Consider the following 21,186-nt stretch of genomic DNA (forward strand, 5'->3'; position numbering starts at 1 on the left):
GAGGTTGTCATGAACAAGCTCACCATCGCCGCCGCCGCGCTCTTTCTGGCGTCGACCGCCGCCGCTCAAGCCGGCGGCAACACGATCTCGTTCCAGATCGAGGGCCAGCACATCCGCATCGAGACGCCGCGCAACTGCGCCTCGCTCAACTGCGTGACCATCGTTGCGCCGGGCCTGTCGGACAAGCCGATCAAGCTGAACAACATCAACCTGAAGGGCCTCGGCGGCTCCAAGGACGATGACGTCGACACCACGCCGGCTCCCGCCACCACCGCGCAGCCCGCCCCGGCGCCGCAGCCCGTGCAACAGGCGCCCGTGCAAGCGATCGCGCCGGCCGCCCCCGTTGTTGCTCCCGCGGCCCCTGCGGCGACCGTCGCCGCCGCGCCGTCCATCGATGCGACGACGCAGCCCGCGCCCGTTGCGGCTCCTGCTCCGGTCGCCGCTGCGCCGGCCCCTGCTTATGTGCCTGCTCCGGCTCCGGCGGCCGCCGCGCCCGTGCAAGCCGCCAACACGCCGATCGGCGTTTGGGCGACCGAAGAGAACAAGGGCAATGTCCGCGTCGAGCAGTGCGGCGCCAATCTCTGCGGCTATGCCGTGAAGACCAATGCGCGCATCCTGATCAACATGAAGCCAGAGGGCTCGAAGTGGAGCGGCCGCATCCACGATCCCGACTCCGGCCGCAATTACGACTCGACCATCGCGATGAAGGGCCCGAATGCGATGCGCGTGCAGGGCTGCGCCTTCGGTGGCATGTTCTGCGGCGGCCAGACCTGGAAGCGCGTGAGCTGACATTAACCTCGTCATCCCGGGCGATGCGAAGCATCGACCCGGGATCTCGCGCGGCGAACTCGCACCACAGCTTCGAGATTCCGGGGTCGCGACTTCGTCGCGCCCCGGAATGACGAGTAGGAAGGCGGCGCCACATCCCTCGCCGAACGTGACTTCTGAACGTTCACCCTCGCTGCGACAGACGTTCATCCGCCATTCAGGTCCTCCCGGCTGATATCAACCGATCTCGCCTCGCGTTCTCACCGGGACTTTCTCGTGCCATCAATGCTGGCTTGGCGCCGCTTCGTGTTCGCGCTCGCCCTGCTGGCCCTGCCGCTGGCCGGCGCGAGCGTTGCGATCGCATCCGATGCGATCGAAGTCGCGCAGGCCCAGCCACAAGCGCAGCCGGCGCCAGCGCCCTCCCCGGCGCCGTCAGCTTCACCGACACCGGCCGCGGACGCACAACCCGCCGCCGTCGAACCGATCGGCAACGTCGCGACGGTGACGGGCATCGCGACCGTGATCCGTGACAAGAATTCCTATCCGCTGCGCGTGCGCGACGACATCTATCTCAACGACGTCGTGCAGACCTCGTCGAACTCCACGGTTGGCATCACTTTCGACGACGCCACCACGTTCAATCTTTCAGCCAGCTCGAAGATCACCATCGACAATTACGTCTATGAGGACGGCGGCAAGCAGAACTCCGCGATCTTCGACGTCGGCAGGGGCACGGTCGCCTTCGTTGCGGCTGCGGTGGCGAAGACCGGCAACATGAAGATCACGACGCCGACCGCGACGCTCGGCATCCGCGGCACCACCGGCGTCGTCGACGTGCCCGAGGGCGCGGCAGCGAGCAACGCGCGCAACGTCAACATCAAGCTCTATCCCGACGCCGACGGCCGCGTCGGCCACATCGACGTCGACGACCGCAGCAGCGGCACGCGGCTCGGCGCACTGACGCAAGGCGCGAGCGGCTTTGCGATCCGGCCCGGCGCGGGCATTGCCGGCGCGATGCGCTTTGCCGCGGTGCCGATCACGATTCCCGCGCAGCAGATCGCGCGCGACCGCGGCTTCGTCGGCCAGGTGCACCTGGCGCAAACCACGGGCCGCCAGATCGTTACCGAGCAACGCGACTTCCGCCGCGCCAATCCGACCGCGCTCAGCCGCATTCCGCGGCCGGCCCAGCCACCGCAGCAACAACAATTGCGGCCGATGACCGCGCCGGGACAGCAGCCGCAGCGGCCGAACGGCCAGCCCGGCCAGAATAACCGTCCCGGTCAGCAGCAGCCGGGCACGCCAGGTCGGCAAGGTGCCCAGCCGCCGCAACGGCAAGGACAGGGCGGCGCGGTGCAACCGGGCACGCCGCGCGTGGGCCAGGGGCAGCAGCCGCGAGGCCAGCAGCAAGGCCAGCCGCAGCGCGGCGAGCAGCAAGGCGCCGGACGTCCACGTGCACCGCGCGAAGGACAGGGCGCAAAGCCAAACGGCACGCCGCAAACACAGCCGCAGCGTGGTGGGCAAATTCAGCCCGGAGGAGTCATGCCGTCACAGCCGGGCGGGACTCATCCGCAGCCGCAACTGCCGCGCACCGGCATGCAGCCGGGCCAGCCGCCCGCAGCTCAACAGCCGGGCATGCAGCGCCCCGGCGGCTTCCAGCAGCGCCTCCCTGCCGCGCAACGCCCCGCCGCACCGCGCAGACCGGTGCCGAAGGAGAAGGAGCGGCGGTGATAGTGCCGCCCTCGCCGCGCCGCTTTCTCCTTCGTCATTGCGAGAAGCCCTTGCGACGAAGCAATCCAGGATCTTTCCGCGGAAGGATCCTGGATTGCTTCGCTGCGCTCGCAATCACGATGTGGAGGGAGTTGACGCTCGCCCAACCGCATTAACTCGCGAAAGCAGCGCGCTTGAACTCACGCCTCGCCGCGCAGCCAGGCCTTCACCTTCTGCAGCAGACCATGCCGCAGCTCCTCGACAGATGCGGCTTCGGCGGGTGTCAATGTCTGCAAGGCGGCATCTATGTCGTCGCTCGACGGTACCGGCTCGGCCACCGGTGCGGACGCCAACCCCGCGGCCGCAAGCGCGATCGGGCCGATCTGGGTCAGGAAGGCGCGCTCATATTCCCGCGACAGGCGCGCAAGCGCGTCGTCCAGCGGCAGCCAGTCGACCGCCTTGATGTCGTTCATCAGCTTGCGAACCGGACCGCCGTCGGCTTCCATCCGCCAGAAATGCACGACTTTTGAGCGGCCGCCGGACTGGTAGACGAGCGTGCCCAAAAATTCGTGGATCGCGACGTCGTGACCGGTCTCCTCGAGCACCTCGCGGTGCGCCGCTTCCTTCGGCGTTTCGCCGTCGTCGAGCTTGCCCTTGGGCAGGACCCATTCATTGCGCTTGCGCTGACGCACGACTGCAACCAGCGGCACCGCTCCCCGCCGCAGCACAATACCACCCGCCGCCATCACCGGCGCTCGCGCCATCACTCACATCCGTGTCGATCTATGCATCCCCGAAGGACGATATAGGCGGCGGACGCGGCGGATTGAAGGCTATCCTCTCCTCAACAGCGCCTCTCCTGCACGAATGCGCGTGCCCTCGGCGATGCCCTCGCAAAAGGTAAAATCGCCGGGCGCGAGGATGATGATGGTCGAGCCGTGCTCGAACCAGCCGAGCTCCTCGCCCTTGGCCACGTTGACGTCGCAGGGGAAATTGACCGGCCCGCGGGTCTGCGCGTTCAGCACCATGTCGAGGAAGTGCAGGCGGATGCTCGCGACCAGGATCGCGGCGACCGGCACCAGCGTCACCGCCTCGCCGGTCGAAAGATGCGTCCGGATCACAGCGCGCTCGTTCTTGCAGAAGAGACGCTCGACCCGCTTCAAGGCGATCGGATTGACGTTCCAGACATCGCCATGGATCAGCGTGACACGCTCGATATGCGCGTCAAACGGCGCATGGAAGCGATGATACATGCTCGAGGTCAGCCGCAGCGTGACGAAGGAGCCGTTGCGGTGCTGGTCGACCAGCGCGGAATCGCCGAGCAGGTCGAGCAGCGAATAGGGCGCGCCCTTGACCTGAAACAGCTCGGTGTCGGCGATCTTCCCGTGGGCGCCGACGATGCCGTCAGAGGGGCTGGCGACAGTGGAAGGATCCGGATCAAAGGGTCGCAGGCCCGGCTTCAGCTCCCGGGTGAAGCAATCGTGCAGACTCCTAAAATGCGTCTTGCGTGCCTCGGACAGATCGAGGTCGGAGAACAGCTTCCACAGCGCGATCGAGAAGTCTCGCACGAGCGGATTCTCGATCTTGGAGAACCAGCCCATGAAGCGGGTCAGGGCCGCGCGCGGAATGCGGTTGGTCAACAGGAAGTTGAGGTCTTCCTGCTGGGTGAAAGAGGCGATGAGGGCTTTGACTGTCATGAATCTGTCAGCTCACAGGGTTAGCGCTTGTTGTCATGGAAACGACACTGCCGATTCTCTCGATGTCCGTGGCCGCCGCAGCGTCCGCTGCCGCCGTCTTCCCGAAGATCAAGGCGCGGGTCGAGTTGTCCCGCGCCAAGCACCGCTCTCTCGCCGGGCACTCCAAGATGTCGCGCCGGGTGGCGAAGCTGCTCCCGTTCTACGAGTTCAGCGGGGATCAGTATTTCGGCTGCGATGGCGCGCCTGATAACGTCGTGACGCAGCGCAAGGACGCCTTCTTCCGTCTCGCCAAACTCTACGCCGAGCGCTATCCCAAGGGACGCGCGATGACGAAGGAAGCGGCGGAGACAATCTCCGACCTGCACTTCACCGAGAGCTACCGCGTGCCATTCCAGTTCTCGCGCCTCGTCCGCGAGCACCTGGGCACCTCGACCTTCATGGAATCGTCCAGCGGCGTCACCGTCACGGATGTCGACGGCAACACGTCCTACGACCTCACGGGATCCTACGGCGTCAATATCTTCGGCAACGACTTCTACAAGGAGTGCATCGAGGGCGCCGAGAAGCGCGCGCATGCGCTCGGTCCCGTGCTCGGCCCCTATCATCCCGTCATCCTCGATAACGTGCAGCGTCTGTGCCAGATCTCCGGCCTCGACGAAGTCTCGTTCCACATGTCCGGCACCGAAGCCGTGATGCAGGCGGTGCGGCTTGCGCGCTACCACACCAAGCGCACGCATCTGGTTCGTTTCGCCGGCGCCTATCACGGCTGGTGGGGCGACGTGCAGCCCGGCGTCGGCAACCCGATTCCCGCGCACGAGACCTACACCCTCGCCGAAATGTCCGAGAAGACGCTGCACGTCCTGCGCACCCGCAAGGACATCGCGTGCGTGCTGGTCAATCCGCTGCAGGGCCTGCATCCCAACGCCAACGCGCCCGGCGATTCCTCGCTGGTGGATTCCTCTCGCGGCGGCAATTTCGATCGCGCGGCCTACACCGAGTGGCTTGCGAGGCTGCGAGAAGTCTGCACCGAGCGCGGCATCGTGCTGATCTTCGACGAGGTCTTCGTCGGCTTCCGCCTCGCCGCTGGCGGCGCCCAGGAATATTTCGGCGTGCGCGCCGACATGGTGACCTACGGCAAGAGCCTCGCCGGCGGCCTGCCGGTCGGCGTGGTCTGCGGCAAGCGCGAGCTGATGCGCCGCTTCCGCGACGACCGGCCCGCCGACATCTGCTTTGCCCGCGGCACCTTCAACTCGCATCCCTACGTCATGACGGCCATGGACGAGTTCCTGAGCCGGCTCGCCAGCCCGAACTTCCGCGCCATCTATGACGGGCTGGACGCGACCTGGAATAGCCGCGTGCAGAAGCTCAACCAGATGATGACCGACGCCGGCCTGCCGGTGCGGTTCGCCAACTTCTCGTCGATCTGGACGGTGAAATACACCACGCCGTCCCGCTACAACTGGATGCTGCAATATTATCTGCGCGCCGAAGGCCTGTCCTTGAGCTGGGTCGGCACCGGCCGGCTGATCTTCAGCCTGAACTACACCGACGCCGACTTCACCGAGGTTGCCGAACGCTTCGTCCGCGCCGCCGGGAAGATGAAGGCGGACGGCTTCTGGTGGCACGACGGCGTGCTCACCAACAAGCAGATCAAGCGGCAGATCCTGAAGGAGATGCTGGCCAAGCGCTTCGGGCGCTGAGGCCACACTGCGCGGGCTTGCTCCGCCTCTCCCGCTTGCGGGAGAGGCCGACGCGCCCCGGGCGATGCGAAAGCATCGTCCCGCGCGCGGCGGGTGAGGGTTCTCGCCGCGTAGGGGCACCCTCAGCAATCCCCGACAATCCCGACGCCGAGACACCCCCACTCCAGCCCTCCCCCGCAAGCGGGAGAGGGAGCCCGCTGCCTTTGCCGCTGCACTGTGTGCACCATATGCGATTGTCCGACCGCAAGCGGGGAGAGGCGAAGAAGAAGCCCCCAAGACGTGGATGCCCGGGACAAGCCCGGGCATGACGCAACCATTAGACATCGGAGTGTGTCGTGTACGCAGCGCGCTCAGGCGTGCTGCTCTTCGAGCGTGGGCTCGCCGATGAGGCCCAGCGTGTGCTCGGGGTTGAGGTGCAGGCCGGGGTCCATCAGCTCGCCGCGCATCAGGGCGAGCGGCGCGCTGCGATAGAGCATCAGATCGTGGAAGGGATCGGTCAGGATTTTGGTCATCCAGACGAGGCCGGTTTCGACGTCACGGATGAAGAACAGGTGCACGGTGCGGAACAACAGACCGCCGCCGCCAACCACGAGCCAGATCTTGGCGACCTGCCGCATGAAGTCGGTCGCGCTCGCCCAGGGGGTGAACAGGCCGAACAGAGTCGGATCGGCGAACAGCACCAGCGGAGAAGCCGCCCAGATCGCCATCAGCACCACCTTGCGCTGCAGGTTGTAGCCGACCTTGATCTCTTCCTTGTGCTCGTGGGTGGCCTGGTTGATGTGGTCGTAGCCGTGCGGCTCGAAGAAGAAGTGACCGGCCTGGCGCGAGGTCATCGAGACCAGCCAGCCGACCAGCGCGGAGACGACGGGATCGATGAACAGCCAGACATAGGCGAAGAGAAAGCTCAGCGCGCTGACGAAGTGCAGGCTCTGGTTGATGCGGCTGTGGTGATAGTAGCGATGGTCGTCCCAGCGCTGGATCCGCAGCTGCTCGAGATAATTCTTGATCATGCTCTCCCCCAAAATGCTTTCGGGTACGGGATTACAGGGATTCGATGTAGGCCGTGTGACATCATCATTTTGTCATGTGACGATGTGCAGCGGCGCGATGACGCACTTAACGCGTGAGCTTCAGCTCACGCCGCTTTGGCGACGTCGACCTTGCGGAAGCGCACCAGCGAGAAATGGCCGAGCGGCGGAATCAGGCGGCGCTCGGCGAGCTCGATGCCGTGGGCGCCGGCCAGCCATTTGGCATAGCGCGACCAGGCGAAATCGGCGGTGCGGAAGCCGAGCGGACGCACCACCGGCTGCAGCTTCTGCTCGATGAAACGGCGCATGCCGGCGTCCGCGCTGACGCGGGTGAGGATGATCAGCTCGCCGCCGGGACGCAGCACGCGGGCGAATTCGTCGAGCGCCTTCTCCGGGTTCGGCACGGCGGTGACGACATATTGCGCCATCACGACGTCGAAGGAATTGTCGGGGAATTCGAGCTTCTCCGCATCCATCACCGCGAGCCCCTCGACGTTCTTCAGCTTGCCCTCGGTGACGCGCTGGCGCGCCTTGTCCAGCATTGCTTCCGAGATGTCGGTGCCGAAGATGCGCAGGTTCGGTGCATAGAGCGGCAGCGAGATGCCGGTGCCGACGCCGACCTCGAGCACGCGGCCGCCGATCTTGTTGGTGGCCGCGATCGCAGCCTGCCGGCCCTTGGCGAACACACCGCCGAACACGAGATCGTAGACGGGCGCCCAGCGGTCATAGGCCTGCTCGACCGTGCCACGCGTGAGGTCGAGCTGCTGGGTGCCGTCAAGGTTCATGATCTTAGCCATCGATGAGGTTCTCGCTGTGGTTCAAATGAAAGATCAACCGCGCACCGGCCGCCGCGCCATGCGAGGCGAGGCGCGCAGGACGCGGCTGGGCTGAAGTGAGGTGAGATTGCCGACGAACTGGCGCGCGCTGTTTTCCCAGGAACGCTCCAGCGCGAAGTTGCGGCAGGTCTCGCGCGACATGGTGAGCGCGCGCAGGCACGCGGTACGCAGATCGTGGTCGATCGCGCCGATCGGGTGATCGGCGATGACGTCCTTGGGGCCCGTCACCGGAAACGCCGCAACCGGCGTGCCGCAGGCCAGCGCCTCCAGCTGCACCACGCCAAACGTATCGGTCAGGCTCGGAAACACGAACACGTCGGCGGCGGCGAGATGCGCGGTGAGATCCGCGCCCTTCTTCTCGCCGAGGAACACCACGTCCGGATATTTCCTCTCGAGCGCCGCCTTCTGCGGGCCGTCACCGACGACGACCTTGGTGCCGGGCAGATCGAGCGAAAGAAACGCTTCGAGATTCTTCTCCACCGCGACCCGGCCCATGGTCATGAAGATCGGCCCCGGCAGATCGAGCCGTGCCGGATGATCGGGATGAAACAGCTCGGTGTTGACGCCGCGGGTCCAGAAGCCGAGTCGCTTGAAGCCGCGCTCGGAGAGCTCCTGCCGCAGCGAGGGCGTCGCCACCATCGTCATCGCGGCGGCATCATGAAAGTGGCGCAGCACGGCATAACCGACGGCGGCGGGAATGCCGGTCCGCACCGAGACATATTCGGGAAAGCGCGTCGTGTAGGACGTGGTGAAGGCAAGCCGGTTGCGGCGGCAATAGGCCCGCGCGGCCCAGCCGATCGGACCTTCGGTCGCGATGTGGAGCGCGTCCGGCGCAGCCTTCTCGATCCGCCGCGCGATCTCCTTTCCGCTCGGCAGCGCGATGCGCAGGCCCGGATAGGTCGGCAGTGGCCAGGACGGAAAGCCGTCCGGCGTCAGGAAGTCGATCTCGACATCGAGGGCCTTGGCGGCGTTCGCCAGCGAGGTCAGGGTGCGGACCACACCGTTAACCTGGGGATGCCAGGCGTCAGTCGCGATTAATACCCGCATGGGGAAATCCCGAGAGTTTGATGATTCTCGGTTTCCGACCATCAACGAAGGATATTTCAGGCGTGTGACGTCACAGAAGTGTCGGCCCACCGTTTTGTTCGTTAACGGGCGCCTGCGGCCACGAAACTGTCATGAAACAATCCTTGCCGCCGTGAAACCGTTTTCGGTTTTCCGCGCAAATGTCCCGAAACGTTTTGCCGTTAGTGATCTTGCGCAACGGAGCACCGCAACGGTGCCGCGGTGGCCGAGACCACCGAGCAAACAGGGGCGATCACATGTTCAATCTGGACACGTTCAAGACGTTTTCGCGCGCCGTTGCTTTTGGCGCAGTCGCGGTCTCCGCGATCGCATTCGCAGGCGCAGCCAAGGCCGCGCCAGTGCAGCTCTTCCCCTTCTTCCAGCCGCTGCCGCCGTTCGCCGCGCCGCAGCCGATCCAGCCCTATCAGCCCTACCAGGCACCGACCTATCAGACCGAGCCGTCCGAAGATCAGGACGCCGTGGAGATGCCGGCACGCTTCCGTCGCCAGACCGTGTCCTACGCGACGCGTGAGGCGCCGGGCACCATCATCATCGATACGCCCAACACCTATCTCTATTACGTGCTCGGCAACGGCCAGGCGCTGCGCTACGGCATCGGCGTCGGCCGCGACGGCTTCACCTGGTCGGGCACGCAGTCCGTCACCAGAAAGGCAGAGTGGCCGGCCTGGACTCCGCCGCCGGAAATGATCGCCCGCCAGCCCTATCTGCCGCGCCACATGGCCGGTGGCCCCGGTAACCCGCTTGGCGCCCGCGCCATGTATCTCGGCGGCACCATCTACCGCATCCACGGCACCAACGCCCCCGACACCATCGGCAAGCGCGTCTCTTCCGGCTGCATTCGCCTGACCAATGATGACGTTTCCGACCTCTACTCCCGCGTCAACGTCGGCACCAAGGTGATTGTGCTGCCGATGACGGAACGGAGAGCGGAGCTCGGAACCGCGACGCGCTGAACCGACAGGACATTGTGACGCAAACGGCCCCGGAACATCCCCGGGGCCGCTTTCGTTTGCCCTCGACATTCCGGCGCGCGCTTGCTGCGGCGCGGGTCCCCGATGGAGGCGCAAATGCAATCACGCCTGCAGACGTCACGAAGTTCATCGCTGCGCACGATTGCGGCCGCCGGAGCAGTGACACTGCTTCTCTCGACCCCCTCGCTCGCGCAGCAGCCTGCGGGCAACGAGGCAGCCCACCAAGCCTTCAACAATTCCTGCCGCACCTGCCATTCCGTGAAGGAAGGCGACAACCGTCTCGGCCCCAACCTCAACAAGATTCTGGGACGCAAGGCCGGCGCGCTCCCGGACTATAATTATTCCTCTGCGATGAAGGATGCCGGTTTCGTCTGGGACCAGGACAAGCTCGCGCGCTTCATGGTCAAGCCGGACGAGGTCGTTTCCGGCAACAAGATGCAGCCCTATGGCGGCATCTCGGCGGAGGAAGCGGGGAAGATCGTTGCTTATTTGCAGGCAGGTGGGACGCCCTAACGAATCCGCCGCTCCGCAATCAACCTCAGCCACGCCGCCGAGTGAAACGCGCTCATCAAGAGATACATCGGCACCATGCCGCCGAGCACAGATCCCTGCCCGGCGCCGCACAGCATGTCCGGCCCACCCCCGATCATGGCCGTCAGCACGGCCATGATCGCGAAGGTTGGCGTCGCCGCCAAGGCCAGCCACTTGGCGAGATGGCGCGCAGCCACCACGCCATCGCGACCGGCGCCGGCCGTTGCGTTGAGCGGACTAGTCACGTCCTTTCGCGGCCTCGTCGCGAAAGGCCTTCTCGCCGGCGTCGGAGATCTCGACCCATTTTTTGTCGGGCGCCGCGCCTTCGGTGTAGCTGTCGTGCCAGTTCCACCATTTGTAGGTCGGCGTCTGCGGATAGCCCTTTGGCGAATCCTCCCAGACCTCCTGCCGTCCGAGCGGCGTGATGTCGAGATAATTCCAGGTGCCGCCCATCTGCTCGTCGCCGCGGCTCTTGACGAAATAGGTGCGGAAGATGCGGTTGCCGTCGCGGTAGAACACGTTCGTGCCATGCCATTCGTCGACGCCGAAATCGGCGTCAAAGCTGTCGGTAACGGTGACCCACGGCATGGTCCAGCCCATCCGCTGCTTCAGCCTGATGATGTCGGCCTGCGGCGCGCGTGAGGCGAACACCAGCGTGGTATCGCGGGCGTTGAGGTGCGCGACGTGGGCGACCTGGTCCGCCACCATGGAGCAGCCGCGGCAGGCGTGATCGGGCCAGCCGAACACGCCGGGCTCGAAGAAGGCACGGTAGACGATCAGCTGCCGCCGGCCCTGGAACAGGTCGAGCAGGCTGACCTTGCCGCCGGGCCCCTCGAACGCATAGGTTTTGCTCACTTCCATCCACGGCATGCGCCGGCGCTCGGCGGCCAGGGCGTCGCGGGCACGGGTATGGGCCTTTTCCTTCACGAGCAGTTGCTGACGGGCGGCCTCCCAGTCCTGCGGCGACACCACCGGCGGTGTTTGCATGCCTGCCTGTCCGTTGTTCCGTTCGTTTTGGGCTAATGTCATCATGACTCTCCGAATTCCTTGCTTGACGTTTTGCCTGGGCGATCACTCCGCGTCTCGCGGAACCGCTCGCCCGTCACCGCACCTTGTCGGCCGTCAACGAATTCTGGCACCTCGCGGTTGCGCGGTGGGAGTAACAAGTGTGGCGGGATTGACATGGAGTCGCTGATCACCGCCGCCGCGCGCGCGCTCGAGGCCGGCGATCCGCTCGGCGCTCTGAACCGCGTCGCGCTGCGCAACGATGCGCCGTCGCTGGCGCTGCGCGGCATCGCGATGGCGCAGCTCGGCGATCTCGCGAAGGCGAAGACGCTGCTGCGAAGCGCGGCGCGCGCGTTCGGTCCGCGCGAGGCGGTGGCGCGCGCCAGATGCGTGGTGGCCGAAGCCGAGATTGCGCTGGTCTCGCGCGACCTGAGCTGGCCGGCGAAGACGCTCGCGGCGGCACGGACGACGCTCGAAAAGCACGGCGATGTCGCCAATGCCACGCATGCGGGCCACATCGAGGCACGACGTCTTCTTCTCGTCGGACGGCTCGACGACGCCGAGCGTATCCTCGCCGAGCTCGGCACCTCTCCGCTTCCGCCTGCCCCGCAGGTCGTCCGCGAGCTCGTGGTCGCCGGCATCGCAATACGGCGGCTCAGAACCAAAGACGCGCGCGCGGCGCTTGCCCGGGCGACCGACGCAGCGAGCCTGGCGGGCATCCCTGGGCTGACAGCCGAGGTCGAGAGCACGAACCGCGTGCTCGATACACCCGCAGCACGCCTGATCACGCATGGCGGCGAATGTCCGTTGCTGCTGGAGCAGGTCGAGGAGCTCGCGACCTCGGACGCGCTGGTCGTGGACACGTTCCATCATTCGGTGCGCAGGCGAGCCACGATCCTATCGCTCGGGACTCGCCCAGTGCTGTTCGCGCTCGTCCGCCTCCTGGCGCAGGCCTGGCCCGCGGACGTCTCGCGAGAAAAGCTCATCACCGGAGCGTTCGGCGCAAGGCACGTCGATGAATCGCATCGCGCGCGCTTGCGCGTGGAGATCGGCCGCCTCCGCGCCAAGCTCAAGCCTGTGGCCGATGTCGGCGCCACGAAGCAAGGCTTTGCGCTGACCCCGCGCAAGACGCGGCAGGTCATGGTGCTGGCGCGGCCCGTCGAGGAGAAGCACGCCGCTGTCCTCGCCTTCCTCTCCGATGGCGAGCCGTGGTCGAGCTCTGCGCTCGCGCTGGCGCTGGGAACCAGTGCGCGCACCGTGCAGCGCGCGCTCGACGAGCTGGCGCGATCGAACAAGGTGCAGTCGTTCGGACATGGACGGGCGCGGCGCTGGATGACGCCGCCCGTCCCGGGTTTCCCGACAGGCTTGTTACTCCCCACGCCACTGCTGAAGACGTAAGGTAGGAGCACATCACAGGGAGCGAGACATGAAGCGTTCAGCCGCCGAGATCGTCAGGGAGTACGGGCCGTTTGAGGGCGTCGAGGCCGTGCACGGCGTCACCTATGATGGCAGCCATGTCTGGTTCGCATCCGGCGACAAGCTGAATGCAGTCGATCCTGATAGCGGCAAGGTCGCGCGCTCCCTCGATGTCGCAGCCCATGCGGGAACGGCGTTCGATGGCCGGCACCTGTTCCAGATCGCCGAGGATCGCATCCAGAAGATCGATGCGGCCTCGGGCAAGGTGCTCACCAGCATCCCGGCGCCGGGTGGCGGTGGCGATTCCGGCCTGGCCTGGGCCGAGGGCTCGCTGTGGGTCGGGCAATATCGCGAGCGCAAGATCCATCAGGTCGATCCGGACACGGGCAAGGTCCTTCGCACCATCGAAAGCAAGCGCTTCGTCACCGGGGTGACCTGGGTCGACGGCGAGCTCTGGCACGGCACCTGGGAGGGCGAGGATAGCGATATCAGGCGGATCGATCCCGCCACAGGCAAGGTGCTCGAGCAGCTCGACCTGCCTGCCGGAACGATGGTGTCAGGGTTGGAGTCCGACGGCGGTGACCGCTTCTTCTGCGGCGGTGGCCCTAACGGCAATGTGAGAGCGGTCCGCCGTCCCCGGCGCGGCTAGCCCCCGACGATGGCCTGAATGCACGGCAGCGATGCGGTCGCTGCCGTCAACCCATTCGCCCCAATTCCACCCCATCGGTGCGCTCTAGCGCCCTCCTCGCCTGCCCTGTAAAATCCCAGCCGGGGCGGCCTGGGGGATCGATGCGACTGACGTTCAACTTGAAGACCATCACGATCGCCGTCGTAGTGCTCGCGGCGTCATTCTTCATCAGCTTGAAGGCCATGGACTGGCTGTCGCCGCGCGCGACGAACTCCGCGCCGCCGGTGGCGCAACTGCCGCCGTTGCCGCCGGTCGCGAAGAGCTCGATCGTGGTGGCGCCGGTCGCCATCGCGCTGTCGGCGATCCGCGACCAGGCCGAGAAGGCCGCCCCGCGCAATTTCGCAGGAAAGGCCGACAACCCGATCTCGCAGATCCTGGAGAACGCCGATATCGGCTGGACTGCCGTGCGCGGGCCGATGGCGACTGCCGGCGACAAGGACGTGCTGACGATCTCGACACCGCTGAGCGGCAAGCTGAACGTGACGGGCTCGCTGTCGGCGAAGGCCACAGGCGCGCTCGGCGACGCGCTCGGCAGCGTGCTTGGCGGTGACGCAGCGAAACGGATCGGCGCTGTCAACATCAAGAATTTGAACGCCAGCGCCGAGATCAAGGGCAACGTGGTCGTCACCTCGCGCCCGAAGCTTGCGGCCAACTGGCATCTCGAGCCCAATCTTGGCGCCCAGGTCAATCTCGGCGATACCAATCTCAACGTCGCCGGCGCCAAGGTCAACGTTCCGGCGCAGGTTAAGCCGCTGATCGACAAGAATGTCGGCGAGCAGATCAACATCGTCTCCGAACGCATCCGCAACGATCCGAGCCTGCGCGAGAATGCGAAGCTGCAATGGGCCAAGGCCTGCCGCTCGATCCCCCTGCAGGGCTCGGGCTCGACCGCGCTTCCGCCGCTCTGGCTGGAGATGAAGCCGATCCGCGCCATTGCCGCGCAGCCGCGCGTGGACGCGCAGGCCGTGACGCTGCTGATGGGCCTGGAAGCGGAGACGCGCGTGACGTCGGCGCAGACCAAGCCGAACTGCCCGTTCCCCGACAAGATCGCGATCGTGCCGCCGACCGGCACCGGCGTGAACATCGGCGTGCCCATCGACGTGCCCTTCACCGAGATCAACAAGCTGATCGCCGCGCAGATGGTCGGCCACACCTATCCCGAGGACGGCTCCGGCCCGGTCGACGTCACCGTCAAGAGCGTCAACGTGATCCCGTCGGGCGAGCGCCTGCTGATCTCGCTTTTGGTCCGCGCCAAGGAAAAGAAGAGCTGGCTCGGTCTCGGCGCCGAGGCGACCGTGCACATCTGGGGCCGGCCGGTGCTCGATCAGGCCCAGCAGACGCTGCGGCTCACCGACATCCAGCTCGCGGTGGAGTCGGAAGCCGCTTTTGGCCTCTTGGGTGCCGCGGCGCGCGCGGTGGTGCCGCAGATGCAGCAGGCGTTGCTGCAGAGGGCGACGCTCGACCTGAAGCCGATTGCGGCGAACGCGCGCGAGAAGATCGCTGGCGTCATCGCCGACTTCCAGAAAAGCGAGGACGGTGTCAAGGTCGACGCCAAGATCGACAGCCTGACGCTGGCCGACATCGCCTTCGATTCCAAGACGCTGCGCGTGGTCGCGGAAGCCGGCGGCACGCTGAATGTGTCGGTGACGAAGCTGTCGGGGATGTAGCTCGCTTTCGCTCGCCGTATCTGGGCGCCTCTTGATCGGTTGCGCCGCTGGCATTCTGATCGGAGGGTGCTAAGCTGTTCCTCGCAACCTCGAATGAGGTGCCGACAGCACTGTATTGGGTAACGCGAGGGACAAGATGGAAGCCGGCATGGTCACGCCTGCGCCGGCACTGGTGCGCTTCTCCGGCATTCAGAAGACCTATGATGGCGAGCATCTCGTGGTGAAGAACCTCGACCTCGACATCAGGAAGGGCGAGTTCATCACGTTGCTTGGCCCGTCGGGCTCGGGCAAGACCACCACGCTGATGATGCTGGCCGGCTTCGAGGTTCCGACCCATGGCGAGATCTACCTCTCAGGCCGGCCGATCAAGAACATGCCGCCGCACAAACGCGACATCGGCATGGTGTTCCAGAACTATGCCTTGTTTCCACACCTGACGATCGCGGAGAATATCGCCTTCCCGCTCTCCGTGCGCAAGACGAACAAGGCGGACGTGGAGGAGCGCGTCGGGTCGGCGTTACGCATGATCAAGATGGAAACCCTGGCGCACCGTCGGCCCGGACAGCTGTCCGGCGGCCAGCAGCAGCGCGTGGCATTGGCCCGCGCGCTGGTCTTCAATCCGCAACTCGTGCTGATGGACGAGCCGCTAGGGGCGCTGGACAAGCGCCTGCGGGAGCAGATGCAGTTGGAGATCAAGCAACTGCACGAGACGATGGGCATCACCGTCGTTTACGTCACCCATGACCAGAGTGAAGCGCTCACCATGTCGGACCGCATCGCCGTGTTCAATGACGGCATCGTGCAGCAGATCGACAAGCCCGACGCGCTGTACGAGCACCCGGTGAACAGCTTCGTCGCCCATTTCATCGGCGAGAACAATGTGCTGGCCGGCACCGTCGAGACGGTCGACAAGGATTATTGCCGCGTCGCGCTGGCTGCCGGCGGCACTGTCACCGCGCGGGCGATCAACATATCAGGCGCGGGCGCATCGACCTCGCTGTCGGTGCGGCCGGAGCGGATCACTATTATTCCGGACGGCAGCTCCAGTGACGGACCGAACCGGCTGCCGGCCAAGGTGCAGAACACCATCTATCTCGGCGACCACGCGCTGGCCGTGCTCGATGTCTCGGGGAATGCCGAGTTCATGGTCAAGCTTCAGCCCGGCGCGCATGACAGCCTGACACATGGTGCAAACGTGTTCGTCACCTTTCGCCCCGAGGACTGCCTCGCCCTCGATCCCGTCTGATCCAGCGATCGAACTCAATGCAACGCATATGAAGAAGGAACAATGACCATGCTGAAGCGCAAGATTGGCAAGATTGCTCTGGGTTTCGCCGCGGCCTTCACCGCCAGCGCCGCGCTGGCCACGGTCGGGCAGGCGCGTGATCTCACCGTCGTGTCGTGGGGCGGCGCGTATCAGGATGCCCAGAAGAAGGTCTATTTCGAGCCGTTCAAGAAGGCGGCCGGAATTGCCATGAATGACGAGTCCTGGGACGGCGGCGTCGGCGTGCTGCGCGCCAAGGTGCAGGGCGGCGCCGCCACCTGGGATGTCGTCCAGGTCGAGAGCGACGAGCTGGCGGTCGGCTGCGAGGAAGGTCTGTTCGAGAAGATGGACTATTCCAAGATCGGCGGCGAGGCCGCCTATATCCCGCCATCCGTCAATCCCTGCGGCGTCGGCGCCATCCTCTATGACTTTGTGCTCGGCTACGACAAGGACAAGCTGAAGGAGGCTCCGAAGGGCTGGGCCGACTTCTTCGACACCAAGAAGATTCCCGGCAAGCGCGCCCTGCGTCAGGGCCCGAAGACCACGCTGGAGATCGCGCTGATGGCCGACGGCGTCGCGCCGAAGGACGTCTACAAGGTGCTGGCGACCGACGAGGGCGTCGACCGCGCGTTCAAGAAGCTCGACACCATCAAGAGCGACCTCGTCTGGTGGAAGGCCGGCGCCCAGCCGCCGCAGCTGCTCGCCTCCGGCGAAGTCGCGATGACCTCGGTCTACAATGGCCGCATCGATACCGCGAACAAGAACGAGAAGAAGAACTTCGGCATGGTCTGGGACGGCGCGCTGTTCACCCTCGACAGCTGGGTGATCCTGAAGGGCAGCCCGAACAAGGACGCGGCCTACAAATTCCTGGATTTCGTCGGCAAGGCGGAGAACCAGTCCAAGCTTTCCGAGAACATTGCCTACGGCACCTCGAACAAGGACGCCGCCGGCAAGCTGCAGCCCGCCGTTCTGAAGGACCTGCCGACGGCGCCTGACAACATCAAGAACGCGGTCGAGATCAACGTCGGCTTCTGGCTCGAGAACATCGACCGCCTGACCGAGCGCTTCAATAAATGGGCCGCGAAATAACGCGCGCCGCAAGGCTCGCCCCATGACGGATGCGCTCTTGACCGGCGGCAATGCGTCGACCGAGGTGCCGCTCAAGCGCCGATTGAGGCGCGCGGAGCGGACACGCCAGGTCAAGGCATTGGCGCTGGTCCTGCCGCTTCTCGTCTTTCTGCTCTTCACCTTCGCAGGCCCGATCGCCGGCATGCTGTGGCGCGCGGTCGATGACAGGGAGGTGCGTCAGGTTCTGCCTCAAACCGTCGCGGCTCTCGCCGATTGGGACGGCAAGGACCTGCCGGACGAAAAGGCGTACGCTGCGCTGGCAAGCGACATCGTGGCGGCGCGCGCCTCTGGCACCATCGCGATTGCGGCGAAGCGGCTGAATTACGCACTCAACGGTTTTCGCACGATCCTGACCAGCACGGCACGCAATCTGAAGACGATGCCGGAGCCCGGCGCGGCCAAGGAGACGCTGGGCAAGATCAATGCGGCCTGGCGCGAACGCGCCACCTGGACGACGATCAGGGATGCCAGCGGCCCCATCACGGGCTTCTACCTGCTGGCGGCGCTCGACCTTGTCAGGAACGTCGACGGCGCGATCGTCGCGGCCCCGCCGGACCAAGCCATCTACCGCAGCCTGTTCACCCGCACCTTCATCATCAGCCTCAGCGTCACCGCGCTCTGCCTGATCCTCGGCTTCCCGGTCGCCTACCTCCTGGCGACACTGCCGCCGGGAAGATCGAACCTGCTGATGATCTTCGTGCTGCTGCCGTTCTGGACGTCGCTCCTGGTTCGCACCTGCGCCTGGATCGTGCTGTTGCAAAGCAAGGGCGTCGTGAACGACAGCCTGCACTGGCTCGGCATCATCGACGAGCCGTTACGCCTGATCTACAACCGCTTCGGCGTCTGCGTGGCGATGACCCACGTGCTCCTGCCCTTCATGATCCTGCCGCTTTACAGCAGCATGAAGGCGATCTCACCTGCTTACATGCGTGCCGCCGCCTCGCTCGGCGCGCCACCGTTCACCGCTTTCTTGAGGATCTACCTGCCGCAGACGCTGCCCGGCATCGGCGCAGGAAGCCTGCTCGTCTTCATCCTCGCGCTCGGCTACTACATCACACCTGCGCTCGTCGGCGGCGCCGCCGATCAGATGATCAGCTACTTCATCGCGCTCTACACCACCGAAACAGCCAATTGGGGTCTTGCTTCGGCGCTCGGTGCGGTGCTGCTGCTCGCCACCATTCTGCTGGCACTGGTCTACGGCAAGCTCGTGCAGGGCCAGCAGGTCACGGGAGGCATGAAGAATTGAGCGACAATGCTTCCCTCCGCACGCCGAGCCAGCGCATTGCGTGGACCGCAACCATCATTGTCTCCGCGCTGGTGTTCATCTTCCTGATCGCGCCGATCCTGGCGATCATGCCGCTGTCCTTCAGTTCGGGCTCGTACCTGACCTATCCGCTTCCGGGCCTGTCGTTGCGCTGGTACGACGACTTCATCAGCTCGCCGCGCTGGATGAATTCGCTGAAGAACAGCATGATCATTGGCGTCGCCTCGACGCTGCTGTCCATGGTGCTCGGCACGCTCGCGGCGCTCGGCCTGGCGCAGTGGAAGAGTAGGTTCAAGCCGCTCGTGCTGGCCTTCGTGCTGTCACCGGTCGTCGTGCCCGGCGTCATCACCGCGGTCGGCCTGTATTTCTTCTTCGCGCCGATCGGGCTGACCGGCAGCTATCTCGGCTTGATCCTGGCCCACACCGCGCTGGCGACGCCCTTCGTGGTGATCACGGTCGGCGCGACGCTGCAGAGCTTCGACACCAATCTTTCGCGCGCCGCCGCCTCGCTCGGCGCCTCGCCGCTTCAAGCGTTTCGCCGCGTGATCCTGCCGCTGATCCTGCCCGGCCTCGCCTCGGGCGCATTGTTCGCCTTCGCGACCAGCTTCGACGAGGTCGTGATCGTGCTGTTCATGGCAGGTCCCGAGCAGCGCACCCTGCCGCGCGAAATGTTCAGCGGCATCCGCGAGAACATCAGCCCGACGATTACAGCAGCGGCGGTGATCCTGACGGCGGTCTCGGTGATCCTCCTCGCCACCCTCGAAGGCCTGCGCCGCCGCAATGAACGGCTCAAGGCCGGCGGCTGAGCGCTCTTCCTTCTCCACGATTGCAGGGTGAGGGGAAGTCTTCGCAAGGACGACGGCAGTATCGTTGGGTGGGCAAAGCGACTTGTCCGCCGTAGCTCGAAGAGCGAAGGCGGAAGCGTGCCCACATGTCCCTCGATCATGCTGAGATGGTGGGCACGGCGCAAATGCGCCTTTGCCCACCCTACGATCCTGAGCTCGCTGATCCTGCTGAGCCTCATCAGCTGCGGGGAGAGGCGAAGGGAACACGCCCGCCCCTTCTCTTTTTGCATTCCGCTATGGCGCGCATCGCTTAGCTGCCGCGGTCGATTGTCGCTAGAACAGTCCCCGCAACAAAGCCCAAACAACAACACAGGGAGAAGAACAACCATGCAAAAACTCATCGCCGCCGTCGCGGCCGGTTTCGCCCTCGCCGCTACGTCCGGCGCGGCGCAGGCGCAGATTTCCGACGATGTCGTCAAGATCGGCGTGCTCACGGACATGTCCAGCCTCTATGCGGACGCGACCGGCAAGGGCTCGCTCGCCGCCGTCGAGATGGCGGTCGCCGATTACGGCGCGAAGGTCGCGGGCAAGCCCGTGCAGGTGGTCGCCGCCGACCACCAGAACAGGCCCGACGTCGGCGTCAACATCGCCCGAAACTGGTACGACAACGACAAGGTCGACGCGATCTTCGACGTGCCGACGTCATCGGTGGCGCTGCCGGTCTCGGCGCTGACGCGCGAGAAGAACAGGATCAACATCAATTCCGGCGGCGGCTCGTCCGACATCACCGGCACCGCCTGCTCGCCCAACACCGTGCACTGGACCTACGACACCTATGCGCTGTCGAACGTCGCCGGCAAGGCGATGGTCAAGCGCGGCGAGGATAGCTGGTTCTTCGTCACCGCCGACTACGCCTTCGGCATGGCGCTGCAGCGCGACGCCGCCAACGTCGTCAAGGAGAGCGGCGGCAAGGTGCTCGGCGAAGTCCGCCATCCGCTCAACTCGTCGGATTTCTCCTCGTTCCTGCTCCAGGCCCAGGCCTCCAAGGCCAAGGTGGTCGCGCTGGCCAATGCCGGCGGCGACACCACCAACGCGTTGAAGCAGGCGTCCGAGTTCGGCCTGACCCAGGGCGGCCAGAAGATGATCGCGCTTCTGCAGGAGATCACCGACACGCATTCGCTCGGCATCAAGGCAACCCAAGGCCTGATCGTCACCGACGCCTTCTACTGGGACATGAACGAGGAGACCCGCGCCTTCTCCAAGCGCTTCAACGAGAAGGTCGGCCACATGCCGACCATGATCCAGGCCGGGCTCTACTCGGCGACCATGCACTATCTGAAGGCGATCGACGCCATCAAGAGCGACGAGGCGCCGAAGGTGATGGAGCAGATGCGCAAGACGCCGGTCAACGACTTCTTCGCCAGAGGCGGCAAGATCCGCATCGATGGCCGCATGGTCCACGACATGTATCTGTTCGAGGTCAAGAAGCCCGAGGAATCCAAGGGCGAGTGGGACCTCTACAAGCTGATCGCCACCGTGCCCGGCGACGAGGCCTTCCGTCCGCTCGACAAGGGCGGCTGCCCGCTGGTGACGCACTGAGAGCCGTCTCCCTCGCCGCCTCTCTAGCGGGACGAGGTAAGAGAAA

Annotated in this window: 20 protein-coding genes; 13 read left to right on the forward strand and 7 right to left on the reverse strand. The window is 65.4% G+C overall.

Going from position 1 to position 21,186, the window contains the following annotated elements; all coding sequences use genetic code 11:
* Nucleotides 1-9 precede the first annotated feature (9 nt).
* Together BM190_RS08255 and BM190_RS08260 are read left to right on the forward strand one after the other, a co-directional pair.
* Nucleotides 10-789, forward strand: a complete 780-nt coding sequence (locus tag BM190_RS08255) for a DUF2147 domain-containing protein (protein WP_092253502.1) — start codon at nucleotides 10-12, stop codon at nucleotides 787-789.
* 264 nt (nucleotides 790-1,053) lie between these two features.
* Nucleotides 1,054-2,496: a FecR domain-containing protein gene (locus tag BM190_RS08260; protein ID WP_177237002.1), complete on the forward strand. Its 1,443-nt coding sequence runs from the start codon at nucleotides 1,054-1,056 to the stop codon at nucleotides 2,494-2,496.
* Nucleotides 2,497-2,675: 179 nt separating this feature from the next.
* Here the strand turns inward: BM190_RS08260 and BM190_RS08265 are convergent, their stop codons facing one another.
* Together BM190_RS08265 and asd are read right to left on the reverse strand one after the other, a co-directional pair.
* Nucleotides 2,676-3,239, reverse strand: coding sequence for an NUDIX hydrolase (locus BM190_RS08265; RefSeq protein WP_018318648.1), 564 nt, complete (start codon nucleotides 3,237-3,239; stop codon nucleotides 2,676-2,678).
* Between the two features lie 69 nt (nucleotides 3,240-3,308).
* Nucleotides 3,309-4,172 carry an archaetidylserine decarboxylase gene (gene asd, locus BM190_RS08270; RefSeq protein ID WP_092253506.1) on the reverse strand — a complete coding sequence of 288 codons (864 nt, stop codon included), beginning with the start codon at nucleotides 4,170-4,172 and terminating at the stop codon, nucleotides 3,309-3,311.
* Nucleotides 4,173-4,207: 35 nt separating this feature from the next.
* Here asd and BM190_RS08275 point away from each other — a divergent pair, with 35 nt between their 5' ends.
* Nucleotides 4,208-5,872 carry an aminotransferase class III-fold pyridoxal phosphate-dependent enzyme gene (locus BM190_RS08275; protein WP_092253508.1) on the forward strand — a complete coding sequence of 555 codons (1,665 nt, stop codon included), beginning with the start codon at nucleotides 4,208-4,210 and terminating at the stop codon, nucleotides 5,870-5,872.
* A 350-nt stretch (nucleotides 5,873-6,222) separates the two neighbouring features.
* Here BM190_RS08275 and BM190_RS08280 read toward each other — a convergent pair whose 3' ends face one another.
* The 3 genes from BM190_RS08280 to BM190_RS08290 form a co-directional block, all read right to left on the reverse strand.
* Nucleotides 6,223-6,882, reverse strand: coding sequence for a hypothetical protein (locus tag BM190_RS08280; protein WP_018318645.1), 660 nt, complete (start codon nucleotides 6,880-6,882; stop codon nucleotides 6,223-6,225).
* Between the two features lie 125 nt (nucleotides 6,883-7,007).
* Entirely contained in the window at nucleotides 7,008-7,697 is a 690-nt protein-coding gene (locus BM190_RS08285) for a class I SAM-dependent methyltransferase (protein ID WP_092253510.1), read from the reverse strand.
* A 33-nt stretch (nucleotides 7,698-7,730) separates the two neighbouring features.
* On the reverse strand, nucleotides 7,731-8,783 hold the full coding sequence (locus tag BM190_RS08290; RefSeq protein WP_177236968.1) for a glycosyltransferase family 4 protein: 1,053 nt from the start codon (nucleotides 8,781-8,783) through the stop codon (nucleotides 7,731-7,733).
* Nucleotides 8,784-9,058: 275 nt separating this feature from the next.
* Between BM190_RS08290 and BM190_RS08295 the strand changes: the two genes are divergently transcribed.
* Both BM190_RS08295 and BM190_RS08300 read left to right on the forward strand, forming a co-directional pair.
* Entirely contained in the window at nucleotides 9,059-9,775 is a 717-nt protein-coding gene (locus tag BM190_RS08295; protein WP_018318642.1) for a L,D-transpeptidase, read from the forward strand.
* A gap of 114 nt (nucleotides 9,776-9,889) precedes the next feature.
* Entirely contained in the window at nucleotides 9,890-10,306 is a 417-nt protein-coding gene (locus BM190_RS08300) for a c-type cytochrome (protein WP_049814899.1), read from the forward strand.
* On the opposite strand, the gene BM190_RS08305 is transcribed toward BM190_RS08300, so the two are convergent.
* On the reverse strand, nucleotides 10,303-10,569 hold the full coding sequence (locus BM190_RS08305; RefSeq protein WP_092253514.1) for a hypothetical protein: 267 nt from the start codon (nucleotides 10,567-10,569) through the stop codon (nucleotides 10,303-10,305). The two genes, BM190_RS08300 and BM190_RS08305, sit on opposite strands and share 4 nt — an antisense overlap.
* On the reverse strand, nucleotides 10,562-11,353 hold the full coding sequence (locus BM190_RS08310; RefSeq protein ID WP_409362358.1) for a DUF899 domain-containing protein: 792 nt from the start codon (nucleotides 11,351-11,353) through the stop codon (nucleotides 10,562-10,564). The genes BM190_RS08305 and BM190_RS08310 overlap by 8 nt, the downstream gene beginning before the upstream one ends.
* Nucleotides 11,354-11,506: 153 nt before the next feature.
* Here BM190_RS08310 and BM190_RS08315 point away from each other — a divergent pair, with 153 nt between their 5' ends.
* The 8 genes from BM190_RS08315 (at nucleotide 11,507) to BM190_RS08350 (ending at nucleotide 21,140) form a co-directional block, all read left to right on the forward strand.
* On the forward strand, nucleotides 11,507-12,727 hold the full coding sequence (locus BM190_RS08315; RefSeq protein WP_092253518.1) for a winged helix-turn-helix domain-containing protein: 1,221 nt from the start codon (nucleotides 11,507-11,509) through the stop codon (nucleotides 12,725-12,727).
* A gap of 28 nt (nucleotides 12,728-12,755) precedes the next feature.
* Nucleotides 12,756-13,394, forward strand: coding sequence for a Vgb family protein (locus BM190_RS08320; RefSeq protein WP_018318637.1), 639 nt, complete (start codon nucleotides 12,756-12,758; stop codon nucleotides 13,392-13,394).
* 140 nt (nucleotides 13,395-13,534) lie between these two features.
* Complete coding sequence (locus BM190_RS08325) at nucleotides 13,535-15,100, forward strand: DUF4403 family protein (protein ID WP_092253520.1); 1,566 nt, start codon at nucleotides 13,535-13,537, stop codon at nucleotides 15,098-15,100.
* 136 nt (nucleotides 15,101-15,236) lie between these two features.
* The gene (locus BM190_RS08330) at nucleotides 15,237-16,346 is read left to right on the forward strand and encodes an ABC transporter ATP-binding protein (protein WP_092253522.1); all 1,110 of its coding nucleotides are present in this window, start codon (nucleotides 15,237-15,239) and stop codon (nucleotides 16,344-16,346) included.
* 48 nt (nucleotides 16,347-16,394) lie between these two features.
* Nucleotides 16,395-17,453, forward strand: a complete 1,059-nt coding sequence (locus tag BM190_RS08335) for an ABC transporter substrate-binding protein (protein WP_026202048.1) — start codon at nucleotides 16,395-16,397, stop codon at nucleotides 17,451-17,453.
* 22 nt (nucleotides 17,454-17,475) lie between these two features.
* Nucleotides 17,476-18,738, forward strand: coding sequence for an ABC transporter permease (locus tag BM190_RS08340; protein WP_092253524.1), 1,263 nt, complete (start codon nucleotides 17,476-17,478; stop codon nucleotides 18,736-18,738).
* Nucleotides 18,735-19,562, forward strand: a complete 828-nt coding sequence (locus tag BM190_RS08345) for an ABC transporter permease (RefSeq protein ID WP_177236969.1) — start codon at nucleotides 18,735-18,737, stop codon at nucleotides 19,560-19,562. Before BM190_RS08340 ends, BM190_RS08345 begins: the two co-directional genes overlap by 4 nt.
* Before the next feature lie 366 nt (nucleotides 19,563-19,928).
* Nucleotides 19,929-21,140: an ABC transporter substrate-binding protein gene (locus BM190_RS08350; protein WP_092253527.1), complete on the forward strand. Its 1,212-nt coding sequence runs from the start codon at nucleotides 19,929-19,931 to the stop codon at nucleotides 21,138-21,140.
* Nucleotides 21,141-21,186 lie beyond the last annotated feature (46 nt).

The sequence above is a fragment of the Bradyrhizobium sp. Rc3b genome (assembly GCF_900114915.1).
GTDB lineage: Bacteria > Pseudomonadota > Alphaproteobacteria > Rhizobiales > Xanthobacteraceae > Bradyrhizobium.